This window comes from Pseudodesulfovibrio thermohalotolerans, from assembly GCF_021353295.2.
Lineage (GTDB): Bacteria > Desulfobacterota > Desulfovibrionia > Desulfovibrionales > Desulfovibrionaceae > Pseudodesulfovibrio > Pseudodesulfovibrio thermohalotolerans.
This window is the reverse complement of sequence record NZ_CP120635.1, coordinates 2,089,956-2,115,639: the sequence shown is the minus strand read 5'-3', so window position 1 is coordinate 2,115,639 and position 25,684 is coordinate 2,089,956. Positions and strand designations below refer to the sequence as shown.

Annotated in this window: 22 protein-coding genes; 14 read left to right on the top strand and 8 right to left on the bottom strand. The window is 59.3% G+C overall.

What is annotated here, in order from left to right:
- The first annotated feature begins 56 nt into the window (after positions 1-56).
- The 5 genes from LF599_RS10065 (at position 57) to LF599_RS10045 (ending at position 3,814) form a co-directional block, all read left to right on the top strand.
- Positions 57-815 carry a basic amino acid ABC transporter substrate-binding protein gene (locus LF599_RS10065; protein WP_279520643.1) on the top strand — a complete coding sequence of 253 codons (759 nt, stop codon included), beginning with the start codon at positions 57-59 and terminating at the stop codon, positions 813-815.
- A 56-nt stretch (positions 816-871) separates the two neighbouring features.
- Positions 872-1,582 carry an amino acid ABC transporter permease gene (locus tag LF599_RS10060; RefSeq protein ID WP_269942556.1) on the top strand — a complete coding sequence of 237 codons (711 nt, stop codon included), beginning with the start codon at positions 872-874 and terminating at the stop codon, positions 1,580-1,582.
- 113 nt (positions 1,583-1,695) lie between these two features.
- A complete protein-coding gene (locus tag LF599_RS10055; protein WP_279520642.1) occupies positions 1,696-2,166 on the top strand; it encodes a MarR family winged helix-turn-helix transcriptional regulator in 471 nt (156 codons plus the stop codon).
- Between the two features lie 75 nt (positions 2,167-2,241).
- The gene (locus tag LF599_RS10050) at positions 2,242-2,655 is read left to right on the top strand and encodes a DsrE/DsrF/DrsH-like family protein (protein WP_279520641.1); all 414 of its coding nucleotides are present in this window, start codon (positions 2,242-2,244) and stop codon (positions 2,653-2,655) included.
- Positions 2,656-2,752: 97 nt separating this feature from the next.
- A complete protein-coding gene (locus tag LF599_RS10045) occupies positions 2,753-3,814 on the top strand; it encodes an IS110 family RNA-guided transposase (protein ID WP_269942321.1) in 1,062 nt (353 codons plus the stop codon).
- Between the two features lie 247 nt (positions 3,815-4,061).
- On the opposite strand, the gene LF599_RS10040 is transcribed toward LF599_RS10045, so the two are convergent.
- The 6 genes from LF599_RS10040 to LF599_RS10015 all read right to left on the bottom strand — a co-directional run bounded on the left by LF599_RS10040 (position 4,062) and on the right by LF599_RS10015 (position 9,370).
- Complete coding sequence (locus LF599_RS10040; protein ID WP_269942561.1) at positions 4,062-4,277, bottom strand: YgdI/YgdR family lipoprotein; 216 nt, start codon at positions 4,275-4,277, stop codon at positions 4,062-4,064.
- Positions 4,278-4,364: 87 nt separating this feature from the next.
- Positions 4,365-5,150, bottom strand: a complete 786-nt coding sequence (locus LF599_RS10035) for an amidohydrolase family protein (protein ID WP_279520640.1) — start codon at positions 5,148-5,150, stop codon at positions 4,365-4,367.
- A gap of 83 nt (positions 5,151-5,233) precedes the next feature.
- Entirely contained in the window at positions 5,234-5,653 is a 420-nt protein-coding gene (locus tag LF599_RS10030) for an acyl-CoA thioesterase (RefSeq protein WP_269942562.1), read from the bottom strand.
- Positions 5,653-6,846, bottom strand: coding sequence for a cofactor-independent phosphoglycerate mutase (locus LF599_RS10025; protein ID WP_279520639.1), 1,194 nt, complete (start codon positions 6,844-6,846; stop codon positions 5,653-5,655). The genes LF599_RS10030 and LF599_RS10025 overlap by 1 nt, the downstream gene beginning before the upstream one ends.
- Before the next feature lie 11 nt (positions 6,847-6,857).
- Entirely contained in the window at positions 6,858-8,156 is a 1,299-nt protein-coding gene (locus LF599_RS10020; RefSeq protein ID WP_279520638.1) for a homoserine dehydrogenase, read from the bottom strand.
- Positions 8,157-8,158: 2 nt separating this feature from the next.
- Positions 8,159-9,370, bottom strand: a complete 1,212-nt coding sequence (locus tag LF599_RS10015; RefSeq protein WP_279520637.1) for an aminotransferase class I/II-fold pyridoxal phosphate-dependent enzyme — start codon at positions 9,368-9,370, stop codon at positions 8,159-8,161.
- Positions 9,371-9,586: 216 nt separating this feature from the next.
- Here LF599_RS10015 and LF599_RS10010 point away from each other — a divergent pair, with 216 nt between their 5' ends.
- The 9 genes from LF599_RS10010 to ettA all read left to right on the top strand — a co-directional run bounded on the left by LF599_RS10010 (position 9,587) and on the right by ettA (position 20,754).
- Positions 9,587-10,510, top strand: coding sequence for a branched-chain amino acid transaminase (locus LF599_RS10010; RefSeq protein WP_269942563.1), 924 nt, complete (start codon positions 9,587-9,589; stop codon positions 10,508-10,510).
- A 130-nt stretch (positions 10,511-10,640) separates the two neighbouring features.
- A complete protein-coding gene (gene dnaX / locus LF599_RS10005) occupies positions 10,641-12,500 on the top strand; it encodes a DNA polymerase III subunit gamma/tau (protein ID WP_279520636.1) in 1,860 nt (619 codons plus the stop codon).
- Positions 12,501-12,522: 22 nt separating this feature from the next.
- Positions 12,523-12,834: a YbaB/EbfC family nucleoid-associated protein gene (locus tag LF599_RS10000; protein ID WP_269942564.1), complete on the top strand. Its 312-nt coding sequence runs from the start codon at positions 12,523-12,525 to the stop codon at positions 12,832-12,834.
- A gap of 96 nt (positions 12,835-12,930) precedes the next feature.
- On the top strand, positions 12,931-13,536 hold the full coding sequence (recR, locus tag LF599_RS09995; protein ID WP_269942565.1) for a recombination mediator RecR: 606 nt from the start codon (positions 12,931-12,933) through the stop codon (positions 13,534-13,536).
- Between the two features lie 11 nt (positions 13,537-13,547).
- Positions 13,548-15,758, top strand: a complete 2,211-nt coding sequence (gene recD2 / locus LF599_RS09990; protein WP_279520635.1) for an SF1B family DNA helicase RecD2 — start codon at positions 13,548-13,550, stop codon at positions 15,756-15,758.
- A gap of 162 nt (positions 15,759-15,920) precedes the next feature.
- Positions 15,921-16,427, top strand: a complete 507-nt coding sequence (locus tag LF599_RS09985; RefSeq protein WP_269942566.1) for a ferritin — start codon at positions 15,921-15,923, stop codon at positions 16,425-16,427.
- A 72-nt stretch (positions 16,428-16,499) separates the two neighbouring features.
- Positions 16,500-18,185, top strand: a complete 1,686-nt coding sequence (locus LF599_RS09980) for a 2-oxoacid:acceptor oxidoreductase subunit alpha (RefSeq protein WP_279520634.1) — start codon at positions 16,500-16,502, stop codon at positions 18,183-18,185.
- 17 nt (positions 18,186-18,202) lie between these two features.
- Positions 18,203-19,033, top strand: a complete 831-nt coding sequence (locus LF599_RS09975) for a 2-oxoacid:ferredoxin oxidoreductase subunit beta (RefSeq protein ID WP_279520633.1) — start codon at positions 18,203-18,205, stop codon at positions 19,031-19,033.
- Between the two features lie 38 nt (positions 19,034-19,071).
- Positions 19,072-20,754, top strand: coding sequence for an energy-dependent translational throttle protein EttA (gene ettA, locus LF599_RS09970; protein WP_269942567.1), 1,683 nt, complete (start codon positions 19,072-19,074; stop codon positions 20,752-20,754).
- 217 nt (positions 20,755-20,971) lie between these two features.
- On the opposite strand, the gene LF599_RS09965 is transcribed toward ettA, so the two are convergent.
- Complete coding sequence (locus tag LF599_RS09965; RefSeq protein WP_279520632.1) at positions 20,972-23,203, bottom strand: GGDEF domain-containing protein; 2,232 nt, start codon at positions 23,201-23,203, stop codon at positions 20,972-20,974.
- 232 nt (positions 23,204-23,435) lie between these two features.
- A complete protein-coding gene (locus LF599_RS09960; protein ID WP_279520631.1) occupies positions 23,436-25,682 on the bottom strand; it encodes a carboxyl transferase domain-containing protein in 2,247 nt (748 codons plus the stop codon).
- Positions 25,683-25,684 lie beyond the last annotated feature (2 nt).

Genomic DNA, 25,684 nt, shown 5'->3' with positions numbered 1-25,684 from the left:
TTTTCCCGCCACTCCGGCCGGATTGATCCATTAATCATTTTTACAAGGAGACAGATATGAAGTTCAGCAAATTGCGCGTCATCCTCATGCTGGTCATGGCTCTTACGCTGTGTGCTTTCTCTTTCGCCCAGGCCGGAACCACCCTGGAGAAGGTCAAAGCCGCCGGTGAGATCACCGTGGGCAACTCTCCCGACTATCCTCCGTTCGAAGCCATCGGCGACGGCGGCGAGCGCGTTGGTTTCGATGTCGACCTGCTTGACGCCATTGCCGCCAAGATGGGCATCAAGGTCAAGTGGGTGACCATGGACTTCGCCGCCATCGTTACCGCCACCCAGAGCGGTCAGGTGGACATGGGCATGTCCGGCTTCTCCATTTCGCCCGAGCGCGCCGAGCAGGTGAGCTTCTCCGCTCCCTATTTCGCCAGCGGCCAGGTCATCGTGGTTCGCAGTGATTCCGAGATCAAGTCCGCCGCCGACCTTAAGGGCCGGAAGATTGCGGTTCAGCTCGGCACCACCGGCGAGCAGGAGGCCGACAAGATTGAGGGCGCGGAAGTTGTCAAGCCGGAGAGTTACAACATCGCCTTCATGATGCTGAATACCAAGGCCGCCGACGCGGTCATCGCCGACATCTCCGTGGCCGACGAGTTCGTCAAGCGCGGTATGTTCAAGCGCGCCGGAGAGCCGCTTTCCTTCGAGGAGTTCGCCATGATTACCCGCAAGGGTAACGACGATCTGCTCACCGCCCTGAACAAGGCGCTGGCGGAAGTGAAGGCTGACGGCACCTATGCCGCCATCGTCAAGAAGTGGAATCTGTAGTTTTGGCGTAACCGGGCCGGGGCCTTGCGTCCCCGGCCTTTTCAGGAGTTTTGGCGATGGATTTTTCCCTTATCTTCAAACACCAGGACATGCTCCTTCAGGGCGCATGGACCACGCTGCAGATAACCTTCGGGGCTTTGTCTTTGGGGCTCTTTCTCGGCATCCTGGCAGGAACCGGGCGCATCAGCCGCCGTCTGCATATCCGCATCATAGCCGACATCTACATTCAGATCATTCGCGGCACCCCTATGTTGTTGCAGATATTTTTCTTTTATCTCGGATTCCCGCAGATTTTCATGACGGTCACTGGCGAGAGCTACACTCCCGACCCGCTTCTTACGGGTATCGTGGCGTTGGGTATCAACAGTGGCGCGTACAACGCCGAAATCATTCGCGCCGGTATCCAGTCTATCAACAAGGGACAGATGGAGGCCGCACGCGGCACAGGGCTGACGCATGTGCAGGCCATGTTCCACGTTATCCTTCCCCAGGCCCTCAAACGGATGATTCCGCCCCTTGGAAACGAACTTATCGTTCTGCTCAAGGATTCGTCCCTGATCTCCACCATCGGCGTCGCAGAACTCATGTTCACCGCCAAGGTGCTGGGTGCGCGGTATTACACCTATGTTCCGTTCCTGGTCGGGGTCGGGGTCATCTATCTGACATTGACCTTCGGCTTTTCCCGCTTTTTCAACGCGCTTGAGCGCAAACTGTCTGCGGGCAGCGGAGCTCGCGAAGAAAAAGGCGCGGTTCCGGATCTCGGCTGATCCCATCTGGATCGGCTTGAAAGCCTCTTTGCGTTTCGGCGCGAAGAGGCTTTTTTTGTTGTGTGTACATTCCCTCTGGTTGACATCCGTGACTCACCGATATGGTAAATAGTATGAACAAAAAAGACGACACATTGATCCCAGATCGGGACGTAGCGGAATTTCGACACCTCATGGAAGGTATTTTCCAATGTTGCCGGGAGCGGATGCAGGATCAGAGCGAACGGTTCGATCTGCCCGATGCCCAGTTGCGCTGTCTACTACAGTTCAATGGGGAACGATACCTGACGGCCAAGGCTCTGGCCTATCGTCTCAATGTTGCCAAGAGCAGGGTGACAAAGCTAGTCGCGGCCCTTGTCCGACGTGGTTTCCTTGTGTCGTTGCCCGATCCGGCCGATTTCCGGGTGAAGCTACTTTCCCTGACGTCGGCAGGGGGAAGACTTCTCAAGGATATTTCCAGGTTTCGTTTCGAGATGCACCGAATCGTGCTTGAACAGTTCAGCTCTGAACAGCGTGGAGAATTGCTTAATTCTCTTTCCTTGCTTTCTTGTCACATGAAGACGGCAAAGGATGTGGTCGAGTAATTTTTTTTTAATATAAAAGTTAATACGATGAAATATTGGGGGGATGTTATGTCCCAGTCAACGAAAACCGGAGGCATGAACCAGAAGCACGGCTTCATTACCTCCAGGGGAACTTTGGATGGCGCAATGCCTGCGCTGGTCATGGCGCTCAATTCCGTCAGGCTCGGCAATGACGCGACCATTTTTTACACATTCATGGGAATGGACGTGATTCGGCCCGGCGGCATCGAGAAGTTAAAGTTTTATCCGGAAGGCACCATGGGCGCGATCCCTGGAATGCCCCACATTGCGACCGGCATGATGAAGAAATGGATGAACGAGGCCAACATTCCCGGCGCCGCCGAGATGTTCGAGATGGCGCAACTGGAAGGGGTAAAGTTGGTGGCCTGTCACATGACCATGGAGATGATGAAGCTCAAGCAGGAGGATTTCGTGGAAGGCGTCGGTCTGGACTGCGGAAGAGTTTATAAAATACGCGGGCGAATGTGACCTGTGCCTGTTTACCTGAACAAAGAAATACCATGTCGGCACTCCCAAGTTTTGCTGGTAACAGTACCAGTGAAACCCAAACCCAAGGGAGGCCGACATGGCAAAGCTCAAAGTATCATCTGTTCATCGGTTTGTTGAAGCGTTTTCCGGCGAGAAGGTATGGATAGGAGTGGACGTCCATAAGCTGAGTTTCAGCGTGGCTTTGCTCAGACCTGATGGTGCCGTGAAGGACTGGACTTGTCCGGCTGATGCAACAGCACTCACCCGGCTTGTCATGTCATTACCTGTTGAGGTTGGCGCGGTTTGCTATGAATCTGGACCGACTGGCTTTGAGTTGGCCAGGAGCCTCGAAGCAGAAGGTGTTACGGTTGTCGTTGCTGCGCCAAGCCGAATCCCGCGCCCCATTACCGCTACCAACAAGACCGACAGCCTGGACTGCCGCAAACTGGCAGAGCTGGCAGCCTCCGGCCTGATCAGACCAATCGCCATTCCTTCCGTTGAAGCTGAAGCCTTCCGTGCTCTTGAGCGTCGAAGGCATCAGCTCACCGACTCTCTTCGTCGAGCTAAACAACGGATTCGTTCACTTCTTCTTTATCTTGGAGCGCAGGAGCCTGCCGATCTGGACCATTGGAGCAAGGCTGCCATACTCACACTTCATCAGGTGGAACTTCCTTCGGGGGCAAAAGAGACTCTTGAAAGCTTGCTCGATGAACTGGAGTACTTCGCTTGTGCACAACGCAAAGTGGATCAGCGTTTGCGAATAAGCATCCGGGAACAAGACGAGGCAAGACGTATTGCCGCCATGAGGTCCGTTCCCGGCGTTGGCGAAGTCGTGGCCACGACTTTTGCGGCAGAGGTTTACCGCCCGGAACGTTTCAATCGCAGCGAAGAGGTGACAGCTTACCTGGGCCTTGCGCCAGTGATGCGGCAAAGTGGAGGCAGCAAGGGTAAGGCAACACTTCGCCCGGTCGGTCAAAAGCGATTACGAAGTTTACTGATTGAAGCAGCTTGGGTGTGGAAGCAGCGAGATGAGTGGGCCAGGGAGTTCTACAACCGAATTTATAGCCGACATGGTGTGGCACAAAAAGCAATAGCTGCGCTTGCTCGTAAATTGGCCGCGCTTTTGTGGAAGCTCAGCTTACCTGTAACGCAGTCGTAAACAAAGATCGCGGCGGGGCTTTGGTGGCGTAGACCACGAAAATAGAAATGGCGATCTTAAACTGATTTACGTACCGAATAGGTACTTGGTGCCGTAGAGCACGAATAAGAAAAGGAATACAAACCAATAGCCGTTATGGTGAGGGTGGAGTCTGGCCTAAGAAATAGGGAAATCGAGTAAATAGGGAGTCCTTGACATGGGGCCGCATAAGAAAAGCCCCGGGAATGTCGGGGCTTTTCTTTGAAATCTACTGTTCTTTGATGAGTTTGATTTCACATTTTCCCAAGGTCACCTGTTCGCCGTTTTCGTCGACGAAGACATAGGTGTCCGAGGAAACGTCGTATACCGGGTTGTCTTGGGCAAAATAGATTTGCCCGTTCGTGGTAGTAATTTTGTAGCTTGTTGTCGTGCAGGCGGCTAGGGCCAGAAGGCACGCTGCCAGCAGTTTCGGCAATGCGGACATGAAAACTCCCGAATGTTTCGATATTGGGCAGACAATAGCCCCTTATAGGGCGATTTATCAATGCCTAAATGATTCTGTCGGGTAATATTAACCGAATATTTTGCCTGCGCGGCTCAAAAAGGCGTCCAGCCGTTCCTCGGACATGTTGAGACGCCGGGATATGCGCTGAATTTCCCTATCTGCGTCGTACAAGGGATAATCGCTGCCAAACAGGATGCGGTCCGGTGTGAAAGCCTCCACAAGGCGTTCGAGCAGATCGTCGTTCACGAAGTCCATGACGCTGGAGCAGTCCACATACACATCCAGCCCGGCCAGGTGCTTGATAGCGTATTCCCATTGTTTGAGGCCGCCCATGTGGGCCGCGATCATGATCGGTTTGGGGAAAGTCTTGCGCAGGGCCGCCATTTTTTTCGGGCAGGACGGGTTTTGGTCGGGCGGCAAGTCGTCGCCGACGTGGAACATGCAGATGAACCGCTCGTCAACCAGTTCCATGAGGTCGTAGAACGCTGGATCGTCCATGCGGAATCCCTGGAAATCGGGATGAAACTTGAGGCCCTGAATACCGTTGGCGGCGAGCCGCTCCAGTTCCTCGCCATTGCGGTCGTAGCCGGGGTGCAGGGTGCCGAAGGGGATAAAACGGGGAGCGGTCTTCTTCAACTCGATGGCCCAGTTATTGGCGGGAACGACTTGGCGGGGCGAGGTGGCTGCGGCCAGCACAACGGCTTTGTCCAATCCGGCTCGGTCGAGTCGTTCGATGAGGTCGTCGGCTTTCCCGGTTCCCACCGGGTTGATGCCGTAGTGATCCACAAGATGGTGGACCGCCTTGTCGGCTATCTTGTTGTGAAAAGCGTGAGTATGTATGTCGATTCGCATGACGGAAGTGTACCCGGTCCTCTCCGGGACTGTAAACGGTTGTTTGAAAATGTTGCCGTAAAATTCATGACAATAAAGCGATTTTATTGAAATAAATCGCGAAGCCAGCCGGGGATGGGGATAGGCTTGCCGTCGAGGTTGACGCAGGCATGGCTGGTGGAGCCGGTGGCATGGAGGACGGTTTTGTCGTCGTTCCAGATTTCGTAGACGAAGTTCACCGAGGCCCTGCCCCATTTGGAGATGCCGCAGCGCACATGGATGCGTTCATCGTAGCGCGCAGGGGTGCGGTAGCGGCAGGCCGCATCGCGAACCGGGAGCATGATGCCGCGTGCCTCTGCCTCACGGTAGCTCAGGCCCGATTCACGAATGAACTGACTACGCGAGCGTTCGAACAGGTGCAGGTATTCGGCGTGATAAAGCACGGCCATGGCGTCGGTCTCGCCGTAGGAGACATAGTGAGTGTACCAGGTGTCTTGTTCCGGGAAGTCCTTTGGGGTCGCCATTACCGTATCCCGAAGATTTTGAGGGCGTGGGCGAGCAGTTCGTGCCCGTTGTCCAGTTTTTTGCCCGAGGCCGCATTTTTCTCGCTGAAGCCGTCCACCTCGGAAGGGGCACAGCCCGGACCGTTGAGAAGGAAGGGTACCGGGTCGGAAGTGTGAGTCCGTTCCTTGATGGGCGTGAAGTGGTCGCAGGTGACGATCCAGGCGGTCTCTTCATCCTTGAGCGCTTCACGCAAGGGGGCGACGATTCGCGCGTCGAACCGTGAGATGGCCTCCACCTTGTCCCTTGCGCTGCCGCCGTGGCCGCATTCGTCCGGTCCTTCCAGATGGACGAAGACGAAGTCGTGGTCCTCAAGGAAGGACAGGGCCGCTTCCACTTTCCCTTCGTAGTTGGTGTCGAGCAGTCCTGTGGCACCCGGCACGTCCAGAACAGACATGTTCGAAGCGAAGCCGAGTCCCTTGATAAGGTCCACGGCGGAAATGACTGCGCCGTCGAGCCCGTTGGTTGCCTTGAAGTCGGGGAGATTCAGGGGGCGTCCCTGGCCCCAGGGCCAGATGGAGTTGGCGGCCGAGCGGTTGTTGGATCGGTCGGCCAAGAACTCATGGGCTTCGAAGAGAAGGTCCCACAGGTGCGGGCTTTTGGAAAAGGCGCGCAGGTCGAGCTTGATGGGCTTGTCCGTGATGTCGTGCGGCGGGTTGATGAACAGGTGCGCGTCGTCGGTCAACGCGCCGTCCTTCTGGACCAGCAGATGGCGGTATTGGATGCCCGGGTAAAAGGTGTAGGTCTCGTCGCCGAGTTTCTCCTGGAGTTTTTCCACCAGGGGACGAGAAATCTCGGAGGCAATGTGCCCCGAGGAGTAGTCGCGCATGGCCCCGTCGATGGTCAGCTTGGAGACAGTCACCAGATTGAGCCGCCAGACCAGGTCGTCCGGGCCGAGGGAGAGTCCTTGGGCGGCGGCCTCGATAGGGCCGCGGCCCGTGTGATAAACGGCCGGGTCGAAACCGAGCAGGGCCATGTTGGCCACATCGGAGCCGGGGGCCATACCCTCGGGGACGGTCTGCGCAAGACCGACCGCGCCCGTGCGGGCCAGTTCGTCCATATTCGGCGTGTGCGCGGCTTCCATGGTGGTCTTGCCGCCCAGTTCTTCCAGGGGCCATCCGCCCATGCCGTCCGCTATGAGATAAAGAAGCTTCATGTGCGATCCGTTTACAGGATTCGGAATTTGACGCAGGGCTCCACGGAGAAGTCCATGGCGTCGATTTCAGCCAGTACAGCGTCCGCGTCCCGCGCCGAGGTTTCGTGCGTGATAATCACCAGCGGAATGCCTTCGGCTCCGCCTTCGCCTTTTTGCACCGCCTGGGCGATGGAAACGTTGTGATCGGCCATGGACCGGGTGATGGCTGCCATTACGCCGGTGCGGTCGGCCACGGTGAACCGGAAGTAGTACTTGGACTCGGAGTCCTCCGGCGGCAGGATTTTCGCCTTGGGGATCGGCTGGTTGTGGAAGCCGGTGTTGTCCGGGCCGGTGCAGCCGTCGCTGATCTTGCGCACAAGGTTCATGATGTCCGCCAGTACCGCGCTGCCCGTGGGCAGGTCTCCCGCGCCCTGGCCGTGCAGCATGATCGGTCCCACCGCGTTGCCTTCCAGGCGCACGGCGTTGTAGTTGCCGCCCACACGGGCCAGCAGGTAGGTGTAGGGGACCAGGGCCGGGTGCACGCCCGCCTCCAGACGGCCGTTCACATCCATGACATGGGCCAGCAGCTTGATGCGGTAGCCGAATTCGCGGGCGAAATCGATGTCCATGGGCGTCACGCTGGTAATGCCCTGCACCGGCAGCTCAGCCAGGGGGTAGTCCAAGCCGTATGCCATGCGAATGAGCACGCACAGCTTGTGGGCGGTGTCGAACCCTTCAATGTCGAAGCTCGGGTCAGCTTCGGCGTAGCCCAGGTCCTGCGCGTCGGCCAGTGCGGCTTCGAAGTCCATGCCCTTGGTGGTCATCTCGGACAGGATGTAGTTGGCCGTGCCGTTCATGATTCCGAGCATCTTGGTGATCTCGTCGCCCGCCAAGCTCTCCTTGAGGGTCTGGACGATGGGGATGCCACCGGCGCAACTGGCCTCGAACATGAGCCCCACTGCATTGTCCGAAGCGGCCTGGAACAATTCCAGGCCGTGTTCGGCGAGCAGGTGCTTGTTGGCCGTGACCACGTGCTTTCCGGCGGAGAACGCCTTGAGCATGAGATCGCGGGCCGTGTCCAGTCCACCCATGAGCTCCACCACGATGTTCACGGACGGGTCGTTTACCAACTCGTCCGGGTCATCGGTGAAGACCACGGCCGAACCGGGGTCGAAGGCGCGTTTTTTGTTCAGGTCCCGAACCAGGACCTTGGCGATTTCCACGCGCTTGCCGAGCCGCTTCTCAATGCGTTCGGCGTTCATGTCGAGGATTTTGGCCAGGCCGGAACCGACCGTGCCGAAACCTCCAAGACCGAGTCTTATTACATCCATATTTATCCCTTGGCGAAGAATTTACGCAGGTTGCGCACGGCCTGGTTGGTGCGGTGACGGTTCTCGACGAAGCTGAACCGCACGTGATCGTCGCCGTACTGACCGAAACCGAGGCCGGGCGAAACGGCCACTTCGGCTTCCTGTAGAAGCATCTTGGAGAATTCCACGGACCCCATGGGACGGAACTCTTCGGGAATTTGCGCCCACAGGAACATGGTCGCCTTGGGCGGAGTCACGGGCCAGCCGATGCGGTTCAGGCCTTCGCACAGGGCGTCACGGCGGTCCTGGTAGACGGCCATGATTTCACGGACCGAGTTGTCCATTTCCTCTTGCGTGAACTTGGGATCGGGGTCCAGGTCGCCGTTCAGGGCGCAGGCGGCCGCGATCTGGATGGGCTGGTAGATGCCGTAGTCCAGATAGCTCTTGATCCGGGTCAGGGCCTGAACCATGTCCTGGTTGCCCACGCAGTAGCCGACTCGCATACCTGCCATGGAGTAGCTCTTGGTCATGGAGAAGAATTCCACGGCCACGTCCTTGGCTCCGTCGGCCTGCATCAGGCTCGGCGCCTTGTAATCGTCGAAGACGAAGTCGGCGTAGGCCAGATCGTGGATGACGTACAGGCCGTTTTCCTTGGCGAAATCAATGATGCGCTGGAAGAAGGGCAAGTCCACGCACTGAGTGGTCGGGTTGTGCGGGAAGTTGATTATCAGGAGCTTCGGCTTGGGCCAGGTGTGCCGGATGGCCGTTTCCAGGTTCTCGAAGAAATCCTGGCCGGGGCCGATGGGCACGCGGCGCACGTCCGCGCCTGCGATGATCGAGGCGTACGGGTGAATGGGGTAGGCCGGGTCCGGGGCCAGAACGACGTCGCCGGGGGAGAGCATGGCCAGCGCCAGGTGGGCGAGGCCTTCCTTGGCGCCCATGGTCACGCAGACCTCCTGATCAAGATCCAGAGTGACGTCGAAACGGCGGTAGTACCAATCGCGGATGGCCTTGCGCAGGCCCTTGATTCCCTTGGATGCCGAATACTTGGAGTTGCCGGGCTTGTAGGTCGCTTCCGCCAGCTTGTCGAGAATGGGCTTGGGTGTGGGCACGTCGGGATTGCCCATGCCCAGGTCGATGATGTCCGCGCCTGCGTGGCGCAGCTTCATCTTGAGTTCATTGACCTGAGCGAACACATAGGGGGGCAGTCTATCTACTCTCGCAAACTGTGACATGGTGGAAAACTCCTCAAAATGTATTAGTACAAGAGATTTTTCTTACTCTGCGCCGTGTGTAGTGTCAAAATGAAAATGGCCTGCGGCGTCTCCCCGGCAAGGGCGCGGAATCAGGGAGTTGGCGGTTGCGCCTTGACCTTGGGGACAGTTTTTTTTAGCGTCCATCTTCCAATCAAAAGATGTACGGCTACGCCGAAATTTATAAGGAGACATTTCATGGTTCAAAAATCCGAAACCATTTGGTTCGACGGCAAACAGGTTCCCTGGGACGAGGCCAACGTTCACGTCCTTACCCACGCCCTGCATTACGGTACCGCCGTGTTCGAGGGCATTCGCGCATACGAGTGCGGCGATGGCTCCTCCGAGGTGTTCCGCCTGCGGGAACACATGGTCCGCCTTGTCAATTCCGCGAAGATTCTCGGCCTGAAGATGCCGTATACCGCGGACGAGCTGACCGACGCCACCATCGAGACCCTCAAGCGCAACAAGCTGGCCGGAGCCTATGTCCGTCCTCTGGTCTTCGTCGGCGAGGGCGCCATGGGCGTCAGTCCCGGCGAGAACCCCATCCAGACCATCATCGCCGCCTGGCCGTGGGGCGCGTACCTCGGCGAGGACGCCCTGGAAAAGGGCATCAAGGTCAAGGTCAGTTCCTTCAGCCGTCATCACGTCAATGTCATGATGACCAAAGCCAAGTCCGCCGGCAACTACGTCAACTCCGTGCTGGCCAAGACCGAGGCCCTGGCCGACGGGTATGACGAGGCTATCATGCTCGACACCACCGGCCATGTCTCCGAAGGTTCCGGCGAGAACATTTTCATGGTCCTCAACGACATCATCTACACCCCGCACACCGACGGCGTGCTGGGCGGCCTGACCCGCGACTCCCTCATTGCCCTGGCCGGTGACCTCGGCTACGAGGTTCGCGAGGAACCCATCACCCGCGACATGCTTTACACTGCGGACGAGGTCTTCTTCACCGGCACCGCCGCCGAGTTGACCCCCATCAGCTCCGTGGATTGCCGTGAGATCGGCTCCGGCCATGCCGGTCCTGTCGCCAAGCTGCTCCAGACCGAGTTCTTCAATATCGTCAAGGGCGAAAATCCGGACTACGAGCACTGGCTGCATCGCTACCAGGTTTAATAGAAAGTCTAGAAAACCGGGGCATCATCTGGTAAGTAGGGGGAAATCCGGCGCGGAATGTCGGATTTCCCCTTTTCCGTCAATCTTTCCCGGCAAATGCCCTTTCCGCGCCACAGCCCCGAGCATACCCATGAGCACAGCGAATCTCACGGCCAAGTATCGTCCCCAGACCTTTGAGGAAGTTGCCGGACAGCAGGCGATCAAATCCATCCTTTCCCGGGCGGCTGCCCAGGACAGGATCGCGCCCGCCTATCTTTTTTCCGGGACGCGGGGCGTGGGCAAGACCACCATCGCCCGCATCTTCGCCAAGGCGCTCAACTGCGTGAACGCGCCTACGGGTGAACCGTGCAACGAATGCGATCATTGCAGGCAGATCACCGCCGGTGTGGCTCCGGACGTCATCGAGATCGACGGCGCGTCCAACCGGGGAATCGACGACGCCCGCCGCCTTAAGGAGGACATCGGGTACGCGCCCATCGAATGCCGCTACAAAGTGTTCATCATCGATGAAGCGCACATGCTCACCAAGGAGGCGTTCAACGCCCTCCTGAAGACGCTGGAGGAGCCGCCGCCGCGCGCCACCTTCATCATGGCCACCACCGAGCATCACAAGTTCCCGGCCACGATCATCAGTCGCTGCCAGCACTATACGTTCAAGATGCTGCCCCAGGCCGAACTGACGGCGCATCTGGAAAAGATCATGAATCTCGAAGGGCTCAAGTTCGAGCCCGGTGCGCTTTCCATCATTGCCAAACGCGGTGCGGGCAGTGTGCGCGATTCCATGTCCCTGCTCGGTCAGGCCCTGGCGATGGATGAGGACGTACTCCGTGAGGCGGATGTGCGCAGTTTTCTCGGCCTGGCTGGCCAGGACGTTTTCTTCGGACTCATGGAGTCCATGCATGACCGCGATCTGGTGGCCGTGGGCCAGGTCTTGCGACAGGTCCTGGATCAGGGACTCGACCTTGGATTCTTCCTGCGCGAACTGACCAGTTGCTGGCGGAACATGTTTCTGCTCCGGCAGGCGGGGGAGGCGGCGTTGCCTCTTCTCGGCATGTCCGGCGAGGAAGCGGCCGGATGGCTCGGCTGGGCCAACAAATTCGAGCCCGCCCACATTCATGCCTGTTGGCAGATGACTCTGGACGGCCAGCGCAAGGTCATGACCAGCCTGGAGCCCGCCTTGGCCCTGGAGCTGCTGTTGCTCAACCTGACCAGCCTGCCGGACCTCATCAATCTGGAAACCATGGGAGCCCGCTCCGGCGGCGTGCCCAGGCCTCCCGCATCCGGTGTGGGCGGGCAGGGTGGCCCGGCGCAGGGCGGTCCCGGCGGTTCCATGCAGGGCGGACGGGGCGATATGCCCCAGGGCGGTCGGCAGTTCGCTCCGCCGCAGCCGGTCCAACAGCCTCCCCGGCGGCAATCGGCTCCGCCGCAGCCCGTTCAGACCCAGGCCGCGCCTTCGCCCCGAGCACCCCGACCGGCGCATGACGCGCGTGAACCGCATAAGTCCGGCGCGGTCCCGCCGAAGAACGCTTCGTCTCCTCGGCCCGACCCGGAACCCGAGCCCGCAGGCCCATCCGAGGCTACCCCGCTGTCCGAGCCCTCGACGCAGGCCGTGACGCCCGCGTCTATCCCCGGTCCGCGCGACTGGGACGGGTTTCTTAAATTCGTGGAGGCGCGCAACGGAGAGGCCGGAGTCAGGGTCTCCATGCTCCATCTTACTCAGGGCGAGCGGGAAAAGAATGCTTTGAAGATCGTCTGTAAAACCAGGACGATGTGTTCTCAACTCAAGGAGAAGTCCACTCTGGCCGCCCTTGACGGCCTGACCAGGGAATATTTCGGTCCAACGGTTGAGGTTCGTGTGGAAACAGGCGATATTGCCGAGCCGAAATCGGATAAGCAGCTTATGGAAGAGGCGGAAAATCATCCTGGCGTTATTAGGGTCATGGAGGCCTTCAATGCCCAGATGCTTTCTGTAAGTCATAGAAAACACTAAGATACGACTTGAGGAGAATATAATGAAAGGCATGAACGAAATGCTCCGTCAGGCCCAGATCATGCAGCGTAAGATGACCGAAGCCCAGGATGGCCTCAAGACCCGCGAGGTCGAGGCTACCAGCGGCGGCGGCATGGTCACCGTCAAGGTCACGGGTGCCCAGGAAGTCACCGAGGTGCGCATCGAACCTTCCGTCGTGGAGGCGGGAGACGTGGAGATGCTGCAAGACCTGGTCATGACCGCGGCCAACGAGGCGCTCAAGAAATCCAAGGAGATGATGGAGGAAGCCATGAAGGGCGTTACCGGCGGCATCTCCATCCCCGGCATGTTCTAGCTCCGGCCTGTCGAAGGCGTGCGGAAGCGGCCCGGCGCAAGGCCCGGCCGCCATATTCGCACGCCTTCGAACGTCGGTTTTCCCCAAGGAGTCGAATTGCAGAATCTTCCCGGACCACTCAAGGAAGTGGTCGATCAATTGTCGAGCCTGCCCGGCATCGGCCCGAAATCCGCCCTGCGCATTGCCCTGACCCTGCTCAAGATGCCCCGCGAGCGGGCGGCCGGTGTGGGGCAGTCCATCATTGAGCTGCGCGAGCGGCTTTGCCTTTGCGAGGATTGTGCCTGTCTGGCCGAGTCCAGCCCGTGCGCTATTTGCGCCGATCCCTCCCGCGATACCGGACAGATTTGCCTGGTGCCGGAGTGGGATGCGCTCCTGGCCATGGAGGCGATGGGCGTTTATCGCGGAAAATATCTCGTTCTCGGCGGATTGTTGTCCCCTCTGGACGGCGTGGACCCGGGGCAGCTTGAGATCGACCGGCTGCGGCGCAGGCTCTCCTCCGGCGATTTTTCCGAACTGATTCTCGCCCTTGGGGCCACCCTGGACGCCGAAGCGACGGCTTCCTACGTCAAGAATCTGGTGGAGTCCGAATTCCCGGGCGTTTCGGCAACCCGGCTTGCCCAGGGCATTCCCATCGGGGGCGAGGTCAAGTTCATGGACAAGGAGACCCTTAAGCAGTCCCTGGTTCATCGGCAGAAGGTTTAACGGGCATCCGCATGAGCGACGAACAACTTGTTTCTCTGTCCGACGTCGAAGTCGTCGGCGTGGTTTATCACAACAAGGAGAACGGCTATGCCATCGCCCGGGTCCGGATCAAGGACGAGCCGGGGCAGATTACCATTGTCGGAACCTTGGGCGAACTGGCTGGCGGCGCGACGCTGAACCTTCGGGGCCGGTGGACCGTGCACCCCAAGTTCGGCCGCCAGTTCGAGGTGGTCACTTTCGACCAGGCCCGGCCCGCCACAGAGAACGGAGTCATCCGTTTTTTGCAGTCGTCCATCAAGGGAGTGGGGGAGAAGACCGCCACCCTTATCGTCGAGGAGTTCGGTGTGGAAGTCCTGGACCTGCTGGACGACGACCCCGAGCAGCTTTTGAAGATCAAGGGCATTTCCAAGCGGAAACTTGAGGATATCATCGAGTCATGGGGCCGCCAGCGGGAGATCAAGAACCTGCTGGTGTTCCTTCAGTCCCATCATGTGCCGACCACTTTTGCGGGAAAGATATTTCATCTCTATGGAGCGCAGGCCGAGGCCAAGCTTCGGGAAAATCCCTACGACCTGGCCTACGAGATTCGGGGAGTGGGATTCAAGACCGCCGACCACATGGCCATGAAACTCGGTTTCCCTCCGGATTGCTCGCAGCGCCTGGAGGCGGCCATCGCCTACACCATGCTGACCTCCTGCGAGCGCAACGGCCACCTGTTCATTCCCAAGCCGAAGCTGCTTGAGGACGTGGCCCGGATGCTCGACACCACGGACTACGACAAGTTGGAGCTGGCTCTCTTCGGATTGGAGGAAAAAAAGCGCATCCGCATTGAGGACCTGTCCGCGCAGGGCGTGTCCGAGGCGGTCTATCTCATGTATTTCTTTCATTATGAGAACGAGACCACCCAGCGTTTGTATCAGTTGGTCAGCCACCCCACGCCCATTTCCCGCAAGAAGATCGACAAGACACTGCCCAAGGTGGAGGATAAGCTCGGCTTCACCCTGTCCGAGGAACAGCGGGAAGCTGTTTTCGAGGCGTGTTCCAACAAGGTCTTTATCATTACCGGCGGACCCGGCACCGGAAAGACGACCATCACCAAGGCGATTCTCCTGACCCTCAAGGAGCTCGGACTCAAGGTCATGCAGGCCGCGCCCACGGGGCGGGCGGCCAAGCGCATGGCCGAGGCCACAGGCCATTCGGCCAAGACCGTGCACCGGATGCTCCAGTTCCAGCCCGAAGGCGGATTCCATTATTGCGAGGACCAGAAGCTCAAGGCGGATGTCCTGGTGGTGGACGAAGCCTCCATGGTGGACGCCCAGCTTTTCGTTTCCATCCTGCGGGCGTTGCCGCATACCTGCCGCCTTATTCTCGTAGGCGACGTGAATCAGCTGCCCAGTGTCGGGCCGGGCAACGTTTTGGGTGATCTCATCGATTCCCGCCGTGTGCCGTGCGCCGTGCTGACCCATATCTTCCGCCAGGCGCAGGAGAGCTTCATCGTGGTCAACGCCCACCGCATCAACGAGGGGAAATTTCCGCGCCAGCATCCGTGCTCGCCGCCTGAGGCCGACTTCTACTGGATTCCCCAGGAGGACCCGGTCAAAGTCCAAAAGCTTATTCTTGATTCGGTGTGCGAACGCATTCCCGAGCGGTACGGCCTGGACCCCATGCGCGACATCCAGGTGCTGACTCCCATGCACAAGGGGGATGTGGGCACCCAGGCCCTGAACATGGCCCTGCAGGGGCGTCTCAATCCTCCCGGTCCGGGGGTGCGCGAAATCAAGCGCAAATTCGCCACGTTCCGCGAGGGCGACCGGGTCATTCAGCTCAAGAACAACTACGACAAGGAAGTGTTCAACGGCGATCTCGGCTGGATCATGGAGGCGGACAAGGAAAACCATGAACTCATGGTGGAGTTCGACGGCAACTACGTGCACTTCGAGTCCTCGGATCTGGATGAACTCGGTCTTGCCTACGCGGTCAGCGTACACAAGTCGCAGGGAAGCGAGTACCCGGCCGTGGTCATGCCCATCGTCACCCAGCACTTCCTGCTCTTGCAGCGGAACCTGCTCTACACCGGCCTAACCCGCGCCCGTCGGCTCGCCGTGCTTATCGGCTCGGAGCGGGCCTTCAAAATAGGTTTGAAGAATGCCACTTCCGGCAGCCGCCATACTCATTTGGCCTACCGTCTGCGGGACGTATTCGATCAGAACCGCCTCTATTAGCCTCCGCCCCGCCACGGGGCGGGAGGTTGCAAAACATTCGAAAAAATGGTGTGGAATGATCTGGTCATTCCGTTTGTGATGATTATTATTCCCCACTGGAAGGGGCGCACGGTTCACGCGCCCCGCATATGAGAGAACAATAAAGCCAAGGAGACGTCAGTCATGCTCAGCGAGAAACTCGAAGATGCGCTCAACGCGCAGATGAATTGGGAAATCTATTCCGCACATATTTATCTTTCCATGGCCTCCCATTTCGCCAACGAGGGGCTGTCCGGCTTCTCCGCCTGGATGTACGCCCAGTACCAGGAGGAAATGTTCCACGCCATGCGTTTCTTCAATTACATCAACGAGGCGGGCGGACATGCCAAGCTCGGCACCATCGAGGCCCCGCAGCATAGCTGGGAGACTCCGCTGGCCGCCTTCGAGGAAGCTCTTGAGCATGAGAAGGGCGTCACCGCGCGTATCAACAAGATCGCTGATCTGGCCGTGGAGGAGCGCAACCACGCCGTGGGCATCTTCCTGCAGTGGTTCATCTCCGAGCAGGTCGAGGAAGAGGATTCCGTGAGCGATGCCGTCGGCAAGCTCAAGCTCGTGGGCGACGGCGGCGGGCTGTTCATGCTCGATCGCGATCTCGGCACCAGGGTTTTCACCCCGCCGACCAACGCGTAGCCGACAGAATCAGTCGGCCGGGAGGAACGTGCGTTCCTCCCGGCTTTTTTTTAACGCAAAGCAGGGGAAGGCATGTCGCGAAAAGATATCAACATCGTCATAGGCGGTGCGGCGGGCCAGGGACTGGTCACCATAGGCCAATTGCTTGCCAAGGCTGTCGTCAGGGCGGGGCACCACCTTTTGGTGACGCAGCGGTACATGTCCCGGGTGCGCGGCGGCCACAACACCTACGCCATTCGCATGGGTGGGGATTACCTGTCCGGCGGGACCGAATCCATCGACATCCTGGCCGCGCTCAATTCCGAGGCCTTTGCACGGCATGTCGATGATGTCCGTGACGGCGGGCTGATCGTGGCCGGAACCGATCTCGAAACCGGGGAGCGCGACGCTCTTCGTATTCCCTTCGAGGAGCTGGCTCCAAAACCGCTTTTTCACAACACCGTCATGCTCGGCGTGCTCGGTCGGACCATCGGTCTTGATCGCGGTATTTTCGAAGACCTGCTCGGGCAGACTTTCGGCAGGAAAGGTGGTGAAGTGGTTGAGGCCAACGTCGACGTTTTGCGCAAAGCCTATGAATGGGCCTCTGGCCGGGATCACGGCTTTCCCGGCCGTATCGGGCCCGGAAGCGGATCGGGACGGATGATGATAAACGGCAACGAGGGCATTGCCCTGGGCGCCATGGCCGCAGGCTGCAATTTCGTTTCCTATTATCCCATGACGCCGTCGTCCTCCGTGGCCATGGCCCTCATCGCCAAAGGTGCGCCGCTCGGATTGCAATACGAACAGGCCGAGGATGAGCTTGCGGCCATGAACATGGCCATTGGCGCCTCCTATGCCGGAGCAAGAACCTTGGTGACGACTTCCGGCGGCGGTTTTGCGCTTATGGGCGAAGCCGTCAGTCTGGCGGGCGTTTCAGAGACTCCCATCGTCTGTGTGGTGGTCCAGCGTCCTGGTCCGGCCACGGGTATGGCCACCCGTACCGAACAGGCGGACCTTGATCTGGTGCTGCACGCCGGACACGGAGAGTTCCCCAGGGCTGTATTTACGCCTGCAACGCCCGAGGACTGCTTCTACCTGACCCATCGGGCCTTTGATTTGGCCGAGACTTTTCAGACTCCGATTTTCGTCCTTTCGGAGCAATATCTGGCGGACTCCTATCGGGATGTGGAGCCGTTCGACCTGGACGGTCTTCCCAAGACGTCCCGTCCGCTTTTGGAATGGGACGGCGAGGAATACAAACGATACGCCGCGACGGATGACGGCGTCTCGCCGCGATTGGTCCCCGGCTTTTCCGAAGCCCTGGTTCGGGCCGATTCCCATGAGCACGACGAAAATTCCCGGATCACCGAGGACAAGACTGTCCGCGTGACCCAGAACTCCAAGCGGTTGCGCAAGGAGTCCGGGCTGTTCGAGGAAGTCATCGGTCCCGACTATTATGGTGAGGAGAACGCCGACGCGCTGCTGGTCTGTTGGGGACCCACGTTGGGGGCCTGTCTGGAGGCCGTGGAGCGGTACGAGGGCGACGAGTCCCTGGCCGTCCTGCATTTCAAACAGGTCTATCCGCTACGTGAGGAGCAGTTCATGGAATTCCTGGAAGGCGCGGGCAGGGTTGTCGCCGTGGAGGGCAACGCCACGGCCCAATTCGCCCGGCTCATCGCCAGTGAGACCGGTTTCGTGATTCCCGACCGCATCCTGCGGTTCGACGGCCGGGCAATGACCTGGGAATACGTCCTCAAGGGCCTCACCGACATCCTCTAGCCTTGGAGCGGTTTATTATGGTTTCCATTGAAGAGTACGGCGATTTTGAAACATCGTGGTGTCCCGGTTGCGGTAATTTCCCCATCCTCAAGAGCCTCAAACAGGCTCTCGCCGAGCAGGGAATCGCGCCGCGCGACGTCATCGTCTCGTCCGGAATCGGCCAGGCGGCAAAGCTGCCGCACTATCTGCGCTGCAATATGTTCAACGGACTGCACGGCCGGGCGCTGCCTGTGGCGCAGGGTATCAAGATGGCCAACCCGGAAGCGGCCGTGCTTTGCGTTTCCGGCGACGGTTGCACCTACGGCGAAGGAGGTAACCATTTCCTTGCCGCCATCAGGCGCAATCTCGATCTGACCCTGCTCGTCCACGACAACCAGATTTACGGCCTGACAAAGGGCCAGGCCAGCCCGACTTCGGCGCGCGGCCATGTGACCAAGGCCCAGCCTGAAGGCAATCGATCCGACGCGTTCAACCCGCTAAGCGTCGCCGTGGCCATGAAGGCGGGCTTTGTCGCCCGCGCTTTTTCCGGCGAGCCTGAGCATCTGGCCGAGGTAATCAAGAAGGCCATGAACCACAAGGGTTTTTCTTTGGTGGACATCCTTCAACCCTGCGTCTCCTTCAACAAGGTCAACACTTATGGCTGGTATAGCCAGCGGGTGTATTTCCCCGAGGACCATGATCCGTCTGACTGGGGGGCGGCCATGGCCCTGAGCGAGGAATTCGGCGACCGAATCCCGTTGGGGATCATCTACCGCGCCGACAAGCCCGTCTTCGGCCTCGGCGGCAGATTGGCCGAACAGGAATACGATAGAAACGACTTGAAAGCGGTATTGCAGTCGTATACATAGGTCGGTTGCTGCGTAAATTCACTTTTAATGAGGTTATAATGAGCAACGAAGCGGAAAAGATCATCTATTCCATGTACAAGGTGACCAAGCGTCACGGACAGAAGGAAGTTCTCAAGAATGTTTCCCTGTCCTATTTCTATGGCGCCAAGATCGGCGTGCTCGGCCTGAACGGCTCGGGCAAGTCGTCGCTCTTGAAGATCCTGGCCGGAGTGGACGATCGGTTCGAGGGCGACATCCAAGTCAAGGACGGATACTCCATCGGCTATCTTGAACAGGAGCCTCTGGTCGACGAGACGCGCACCGTGCGCGAGGTCGTCGAGGAGGGCGTGGCCGAGATTATGGACATCGTCCGCGAATACAACGCCATCAACGAGAAGTTCGCCGAGCCCATGGAAGCCGAGGAGATGGACGCGCTCATCGAGCGCCAGGGCCAGGTGCAGGAACTCATGGATGCCAAGGGGGCCTGGGACATTGATTCCAAGCTCGAAATGGCCATGGATTCCCTTCGCTGCCCTCCGGCCGATACTCCGGTCTCCGTCATATCCGGTGGTGAGCGCCGTCGCGTCGCCCTGTGCCGCTTGCTGCTCCAGTCTCCGGATATCCTGCTCCTCGACGAGCCTACCAACCACCTGGACGCGGACTCCGTGGGCTGGCTGGAACGATACCTTTCGTCCTTCCCCGGCACCGTTATCGCCGTGACCCATGACCGCTACTTCCTGGACAACGTGGCGGGCTGGATTCTTGAACTCGACCGTGGACGGGGCATTCCCTGGAAGGGCAATTACTCGTCCTGGCTTGAGCAGAAGCAAAACCGCCTCGCCCAGGAGGGCAAGCAGGAGGCCGACCGCCAGAAGACGCTGGAGCGCGAGCTGGAATGGATTCGCATGTCTCCGAAGGGCCGTCGGGCCAAGTCCAAGGCGCGTATCAATGCCTACGAGTCCATGCTTTCCCACGAGGCCGAGCGTCTGGCTGACGATCTTCAGATCTACATTCCGCCGGGACCTCATCTTGGCAAGCAGGTCATTGTGGCCGAAAACGTGACAAAGTCCATGGGCGACAAGCTGCTCATGGAGAATGTCAGCTTCATTCTGCCGCCCAATGCCATTGTAGGTATCATCGGTCCCAACGGCGCGGGCAAGTCCACCCTGTGCAAGATGATCGTGGGCGAGGAACAGCCCGATTCCGGAACCCTGACCCTTGGCGCCACGGTCAAGCTCGCCTACGCCGACCAGAACCGTGATTCCCTCATTCCCGGCAAGACCGTGTATGAGATCATCAGCGGCGGGGCGGAGTTCGTCAAACTCGGCGACCGCGAAGTCAACGCGCGGGCCTATTGCTCCCGTTTCAACTTTGCGGGGCAGGACCAGCAGAAAAAGGTCGACGTCCTTTCCGGCGGCGAGCGGAACCGCGTGCACATGGCCCAGATGCTCAAGTCCGGGGCCAACGTGCTTCTTCTCGACGAACCGACCAACGACCTGGACGTCAACACCATGCGCGCCCTGGAGGACGGCTTGGAGAACTTCGCGGGCTGCGTCCTGGTCATCAGCCACGACCGCTGGTTCCTTGACCGGATCGCGACCCACATCATCGCCTTCGAAGGCGATGCGCAGGTGGTCGTGAACGAAGGCAACTACAGCGACTACGACGCCGACCGCAGAAAACGCCTGGGCGCCGAGGCCGATCATCCGCATCGACTGAAATTCCGCAAATTGACGCGATAAATAAAATGAAAAGCGGGCCGGTTTTACCGGCCCGCTTTTGTTTGTGCTTCTTGGCTTTCGAAATTTCCACTCATTCACCCGAATTATGCGCCTTTTGGCCTGTGAAACCATAAGCCGCACCGATGGTGCGATATGGGATGCAAAGAGGATGGTTGTTCTGTGGCGCAATCATTCGTCAATCGTCATGCCGCTGATTTCAAGTTCAGCTTGAACAGAGTCAGTTGCACACGGCTTCCTCGACCTTGCCGATGGCGGGGCGGCGGTCGATGGCCACGGAATTGCCGGGAATGGACTTTGCGTATTTCTTGATGTGCGCGGCGCGCTCTCCGATTTCCATGAGGGAGCAGGGGCCGTCGATCTCGATGACCCCGAGGGAGATCGTCACCAGGGGGTATTTGCGCTCCTTGTCATCGCGTCCCTTGGCCAGAATCCAACCGCGCTCCTTGTCTTCCATGCAGTAGCAGCTCTTGACCAATCGGCCGAAACAGCGGGTGATCGATTTGCACAGATTGTGGACCGAATCGGGCGGGGTGATGAGCACGAAGTCGTCGCCGCCGATGTGGCAGAGGCGGGCGTCGTGGGGCGCGTGCTTGCGCGTGGCCCATGACATGATGTCGGCAGCCAGCTTGATAATTCTGTCGCCGTTCTTGAAGCCGTAGGTGTCGTTGTAGACCTTGAAGTGGTCCAGGTCGCCGTAGATGATGCTGAACTGCCGTTTCTGCTTGATGCGGGATTCCACTTCCTGCTCGATGGCAACATTGCCGGGCAGGCCGGTCAGGGGGTTTGTCCCCTTGGCCATCTCCACCTGGATTTTGGCCAGCACGTTGAGCAGGTCCTGGACCGTGACCACGCCGTAGAGCAGTCCCTTCTTGGTCACGATGATGTCGTCGTAGGTCTTGATATGTTCCCGCTTCATCGCCGTTCGCGCGGCCTGTTCAACCGGCATGTCCGCGTCCACGATGAGTGGGCTCTTGTCCATGACCGTGTCTATGCTCCGCTTGTGGTACAGGGCTATGCCGAATTGCGAGGAAAGTTGCCGGTTGAGGTGGTACTCCATGACCAAGCCCTTTGGTACGTTGTCCCGGACCACCACGATGTTCGTGAACGAGTCGTTTTTGCGGAAGAACTCGTGGGCCGAGGCGACCAGACAGGACATTTCCATGGAGTGCGGGGCCTTGGCCAGGTCCCCAACAGGCGGAGAGCAGATGATATTGTTGGAAATGTCGCCGACGGTTTTGAGATGGCGGCATTCCTCGTTGACGTCCGGCTTGGGGGCGGCAGGTCGGGCCAGGAAATACCCCTGGCCGCAATGCACGCCGATGTTCTTGAGGCAGATCGCCTGGTCCCTGGTCTCGATGCCTTCGCCGATTATCCGGGAGCCGATTTTGTCCGCGAATGTGGCCGTGGTCTCCACAAGCGCGCGTTTGACCGGGTCCTTGTGGATGTCGTCTATGAGCGACTTGTCGAGCTTGATGTAGTCGGGCTGCAATTCGGCGATGAGGGTCAGCCCCGAGTATCCGGCTCCCGCGTCGTCCACCGCGATCTGAAATCCCTGGCTGCGATAGTGCGCCAGGGCGCGGTAGAAGAGGTCGAAATCCTGGACGCTGTGCTGTTCGGTGATTTCAAAGACCACGTTGTCCGGGGTCAACCCGTACTTGTCCATGAGGTCCAGGGTCTGGCCCGGGGAGAACGACGGGTCGGCCATGGTCTTCGGGTGGATGTTGAGAAAAAGTTTTTGGCCGTCCTTTAGCTCTCCCACGTTGCGGATGGCCGCTTCGCGGCAGAGCTTTTCGAGGGCGAACAGGCGGCCCAGCTCTTCGGCGGTCTGGAACAGCATGACCGGAGAGCGGAAGGCGGACCCTTCGGGACCGCGCGCAAGGGCCTCCCATCCAAGGATGGTGTCCGTCCGGAAGTCGAGAATGGGTTGGTAATGGGCCGAGACCCACCCCTGGACGAGGATTGTGTTGAAACGGCTGGTGATGGACAGATCGTTCATGTTCAGCGGACGGCTCTCCATGCGCAGGGCCGCGTTGAGCGCTCTATTCAGGGCCGCGCCCCATTGGCCGTCGTCCGGGGCGACCGGGATCGGTGCGAAGCCCATGCCGAGGTCGATGCCCAGTCCCGTGTGGCGGAGCATTGTCGGCTCCATGTCCTTTTGGGCCTGTGTCTTGTATTCGTATGCGATATCCGCCGGATTGTTGTCTTGGGGAACGATGAATGCGGCCTTGCCCGATGCGGGCCTGATGACGCGCATGTTGCGGGCTTTGTTGGCGGCGGCTGTGGCGGCTAGAGAGTCGCTGAGCTCTTTTTCCAGGAGGTCTACGAAGTTTTGTCCGTACATCTCCTTGAGCTTGGAATAGTCCTTGATAGTGATGAGAATGAGGGTCCTGGTCAGCATGGGGCCGGTCGGGATTTCCCTGAGAATGTCCGCTGGTAGTTCCGTATGCATCGTCGTTCCCCTGTAACTGGAAAAGGCGGATCAAATATGAGTTGACGAGGCGACATGGCTCATGCCGCCACCGTACGTCGAGTTGTCACCGCCAGGCGACTCGCGCAACAATTTTCTTACATGGGAGGCGGGATCGGTTGTTACCACTTGGTGACGGGTCTCATAAAATTTTGTTTCAGCCAATAAAAAAGGCAGCCTGACGGCTGCCTTTTGATTGAGCGAGGTGCTGCGGCTATCGGTAGTAGAGGTTCCGGCCGCCAATGGTCAGGAAGGCCTGGTGCAGGTTCTTGCGGATGTCTTTTCGGCTCCACACGCCCTGAATGTGGCCTCTGGAGAGCGCCTTGTAGCAGTTATGATAGTTGGGCGGAATCTCAAGCCCCGTGGTTTCCTTGATGACTCCGGGACCGGCAAAGCCGATGCGCGACGAGCGCACCGCGTATTGGTAGGGCGAGCAGCCCAGGAACGAAGCCACTGGACCGGCATAGGAGTTGGTGTCGTAGAGGACGATATACAGTCCGCCTTCCTCAATGTAGCGGCGTACGGCCATGGTGACCCTGGGCATCTGGATGAGGCCGTTGACGCCTTCCTGGATGCGAATGCCCGCCGTGCCGTGGATGTAGGCCAGGAACGGCTGGTGCTTGGTCCGGGCCAGTTCCAGGGCGCGAATGAACTTTTCGCCCTCGGCCGCTCCAACGGAACCGCCCCTGAATTTGGCCACCAGGGTGGCGCAGGTAACGCGCAGCCCTTCGAGGCTGGCGTTGAAGGTCAGGCAGCTCGATTGCAGGCCGGTCTTCTTCTTTGCGGCTTCAATCCTTGCCGCGAAGTTGGGGAAGTCGGTGGGGTTCCCCGAGGCGATGTCGCGGTTGAATTCCCGCACGGACCCGCGGTCGAAGACATTGTGGAGATACCATTGGTATTCCATGGGGAAGTTGTAGCCGCAGTTGGGGCAGACGCCCGCGTAGTCGGTGAACAGGTCGCGCGCCCAGATGTCCAGACAGCCGCGCTTGCGGGAGTGCGGGCAAGTGACTTCGCGGTCCTCCAGGGCCTGGGGACTGACATAGTCGCTGTCGTTCACCAGGGCGGGCGCTTCCGGCTCGGCCTGGGACAGTCCCGTCAGCTCCATTTCCTTTTGTTTGTCACTGGTGGAGGTGATGCCGATTTTCTTCAGCGCGCTGCGCAGCACGGCATCGATCTTGGCCGTGATGACGTGGGCCTCGTCCGAGACCTCTTCGACGATCCGCTCCACGCGGTGTTTAAAAGGCTTGATGAGCCCATACAGAATAAGGCTGGCCGAGTTGGAGACGATGCCCGAGCTGGTGGCGCTGAGCTTTTCCAGAAGGGATCGGTTGTCCTGATAGGCGTGCTGAGCCATGCGGCGGTACTTGCGGAACCGCTTGGCGACCAGCCGTTCGCGGGCCTTCTCGTTGAGGGACCAGCGCACAATGACGTCGGTGTTCTTCTTGAAGTGGCGCAGGGCAACGGCGCGGAAAAGGCGCACGCCGCGAACGCTCAATGCCACCTCGTCGGTGGCGCGGACGACCTGCTCGCGAACCTGCTTGAAGAAATCGAAGTGGTCGGCGCGCGCGCCAAGGGGCGGCTCCTGGATGATCTCGTCGATATAGCCGTTGGCGAGGTTGTCCTGGGCGGTGATGCGCTGGGCCATGGCGCAGGACTCGATGAGTTCGGCCGGAGCCCGCTCGGAACCGCGAATGTGTCCCTCAATGGCGGCCGCTCCCTCCGGCGAGATGACGGAGTAGTAACCGTGGGAGAGCATGATGCGCTTGTCGGCCATGCCGATGGCCTCGGCGCCACCGGACCCGCCTTCGGAGAAGATGGCAACGATGGGCACATCCAGTCCGGCCATTTCATAAATGTTTTCGGCGATCTGTTGCGCCGCGCCGGGGAAGTCCTCAATGGGGTAGGAACCGGGCGTGTTCACGTAGGCGTGGATGGGAATCTGTTCCCGGGCCGCGACCTTCATGTATTTGAGCGCCTTGGAGTTGCCCCAGGGCTTGATGGAACCGCCGTTGCGGAATTCCTCGCCGTGGCCTTTTTCCTGGCCCACGACCATGACCGGCTGGTTGATGATCTTTTTGCCCCGGCGGCGGGTGATGTAGGCGCGGGCGATGAGCATACCGGGGTCGATGGAATGCTCGTCCTGGCCGCCCATCTCGGTGTAGTTGTCGTAGACGTTCTCCAGGATGTCCTTGAGGCTGGCTCGCTGGGGGTGGCGGACTATGCGCACCTTGTCCATGGCGGTCAGTTGAGCGTCGATGGCGGTTTCCATGGTGGATAGCCGCTTGTCCAGGGATTCCACGGCCCGGATGGCCCGCTCCTCGGAGAGATCGGCGTTCTTCTCCTGGAATTGGGCGATCTCCGTGGCAAAGGCGTCCAGCTCGGGGCGGGACTTGTTGCCCAGGATGTCGCGGGCGTAGTTCACCCGGCCCAGGAGGGATTGCAGGGTCTTTTCTATGTTCATAG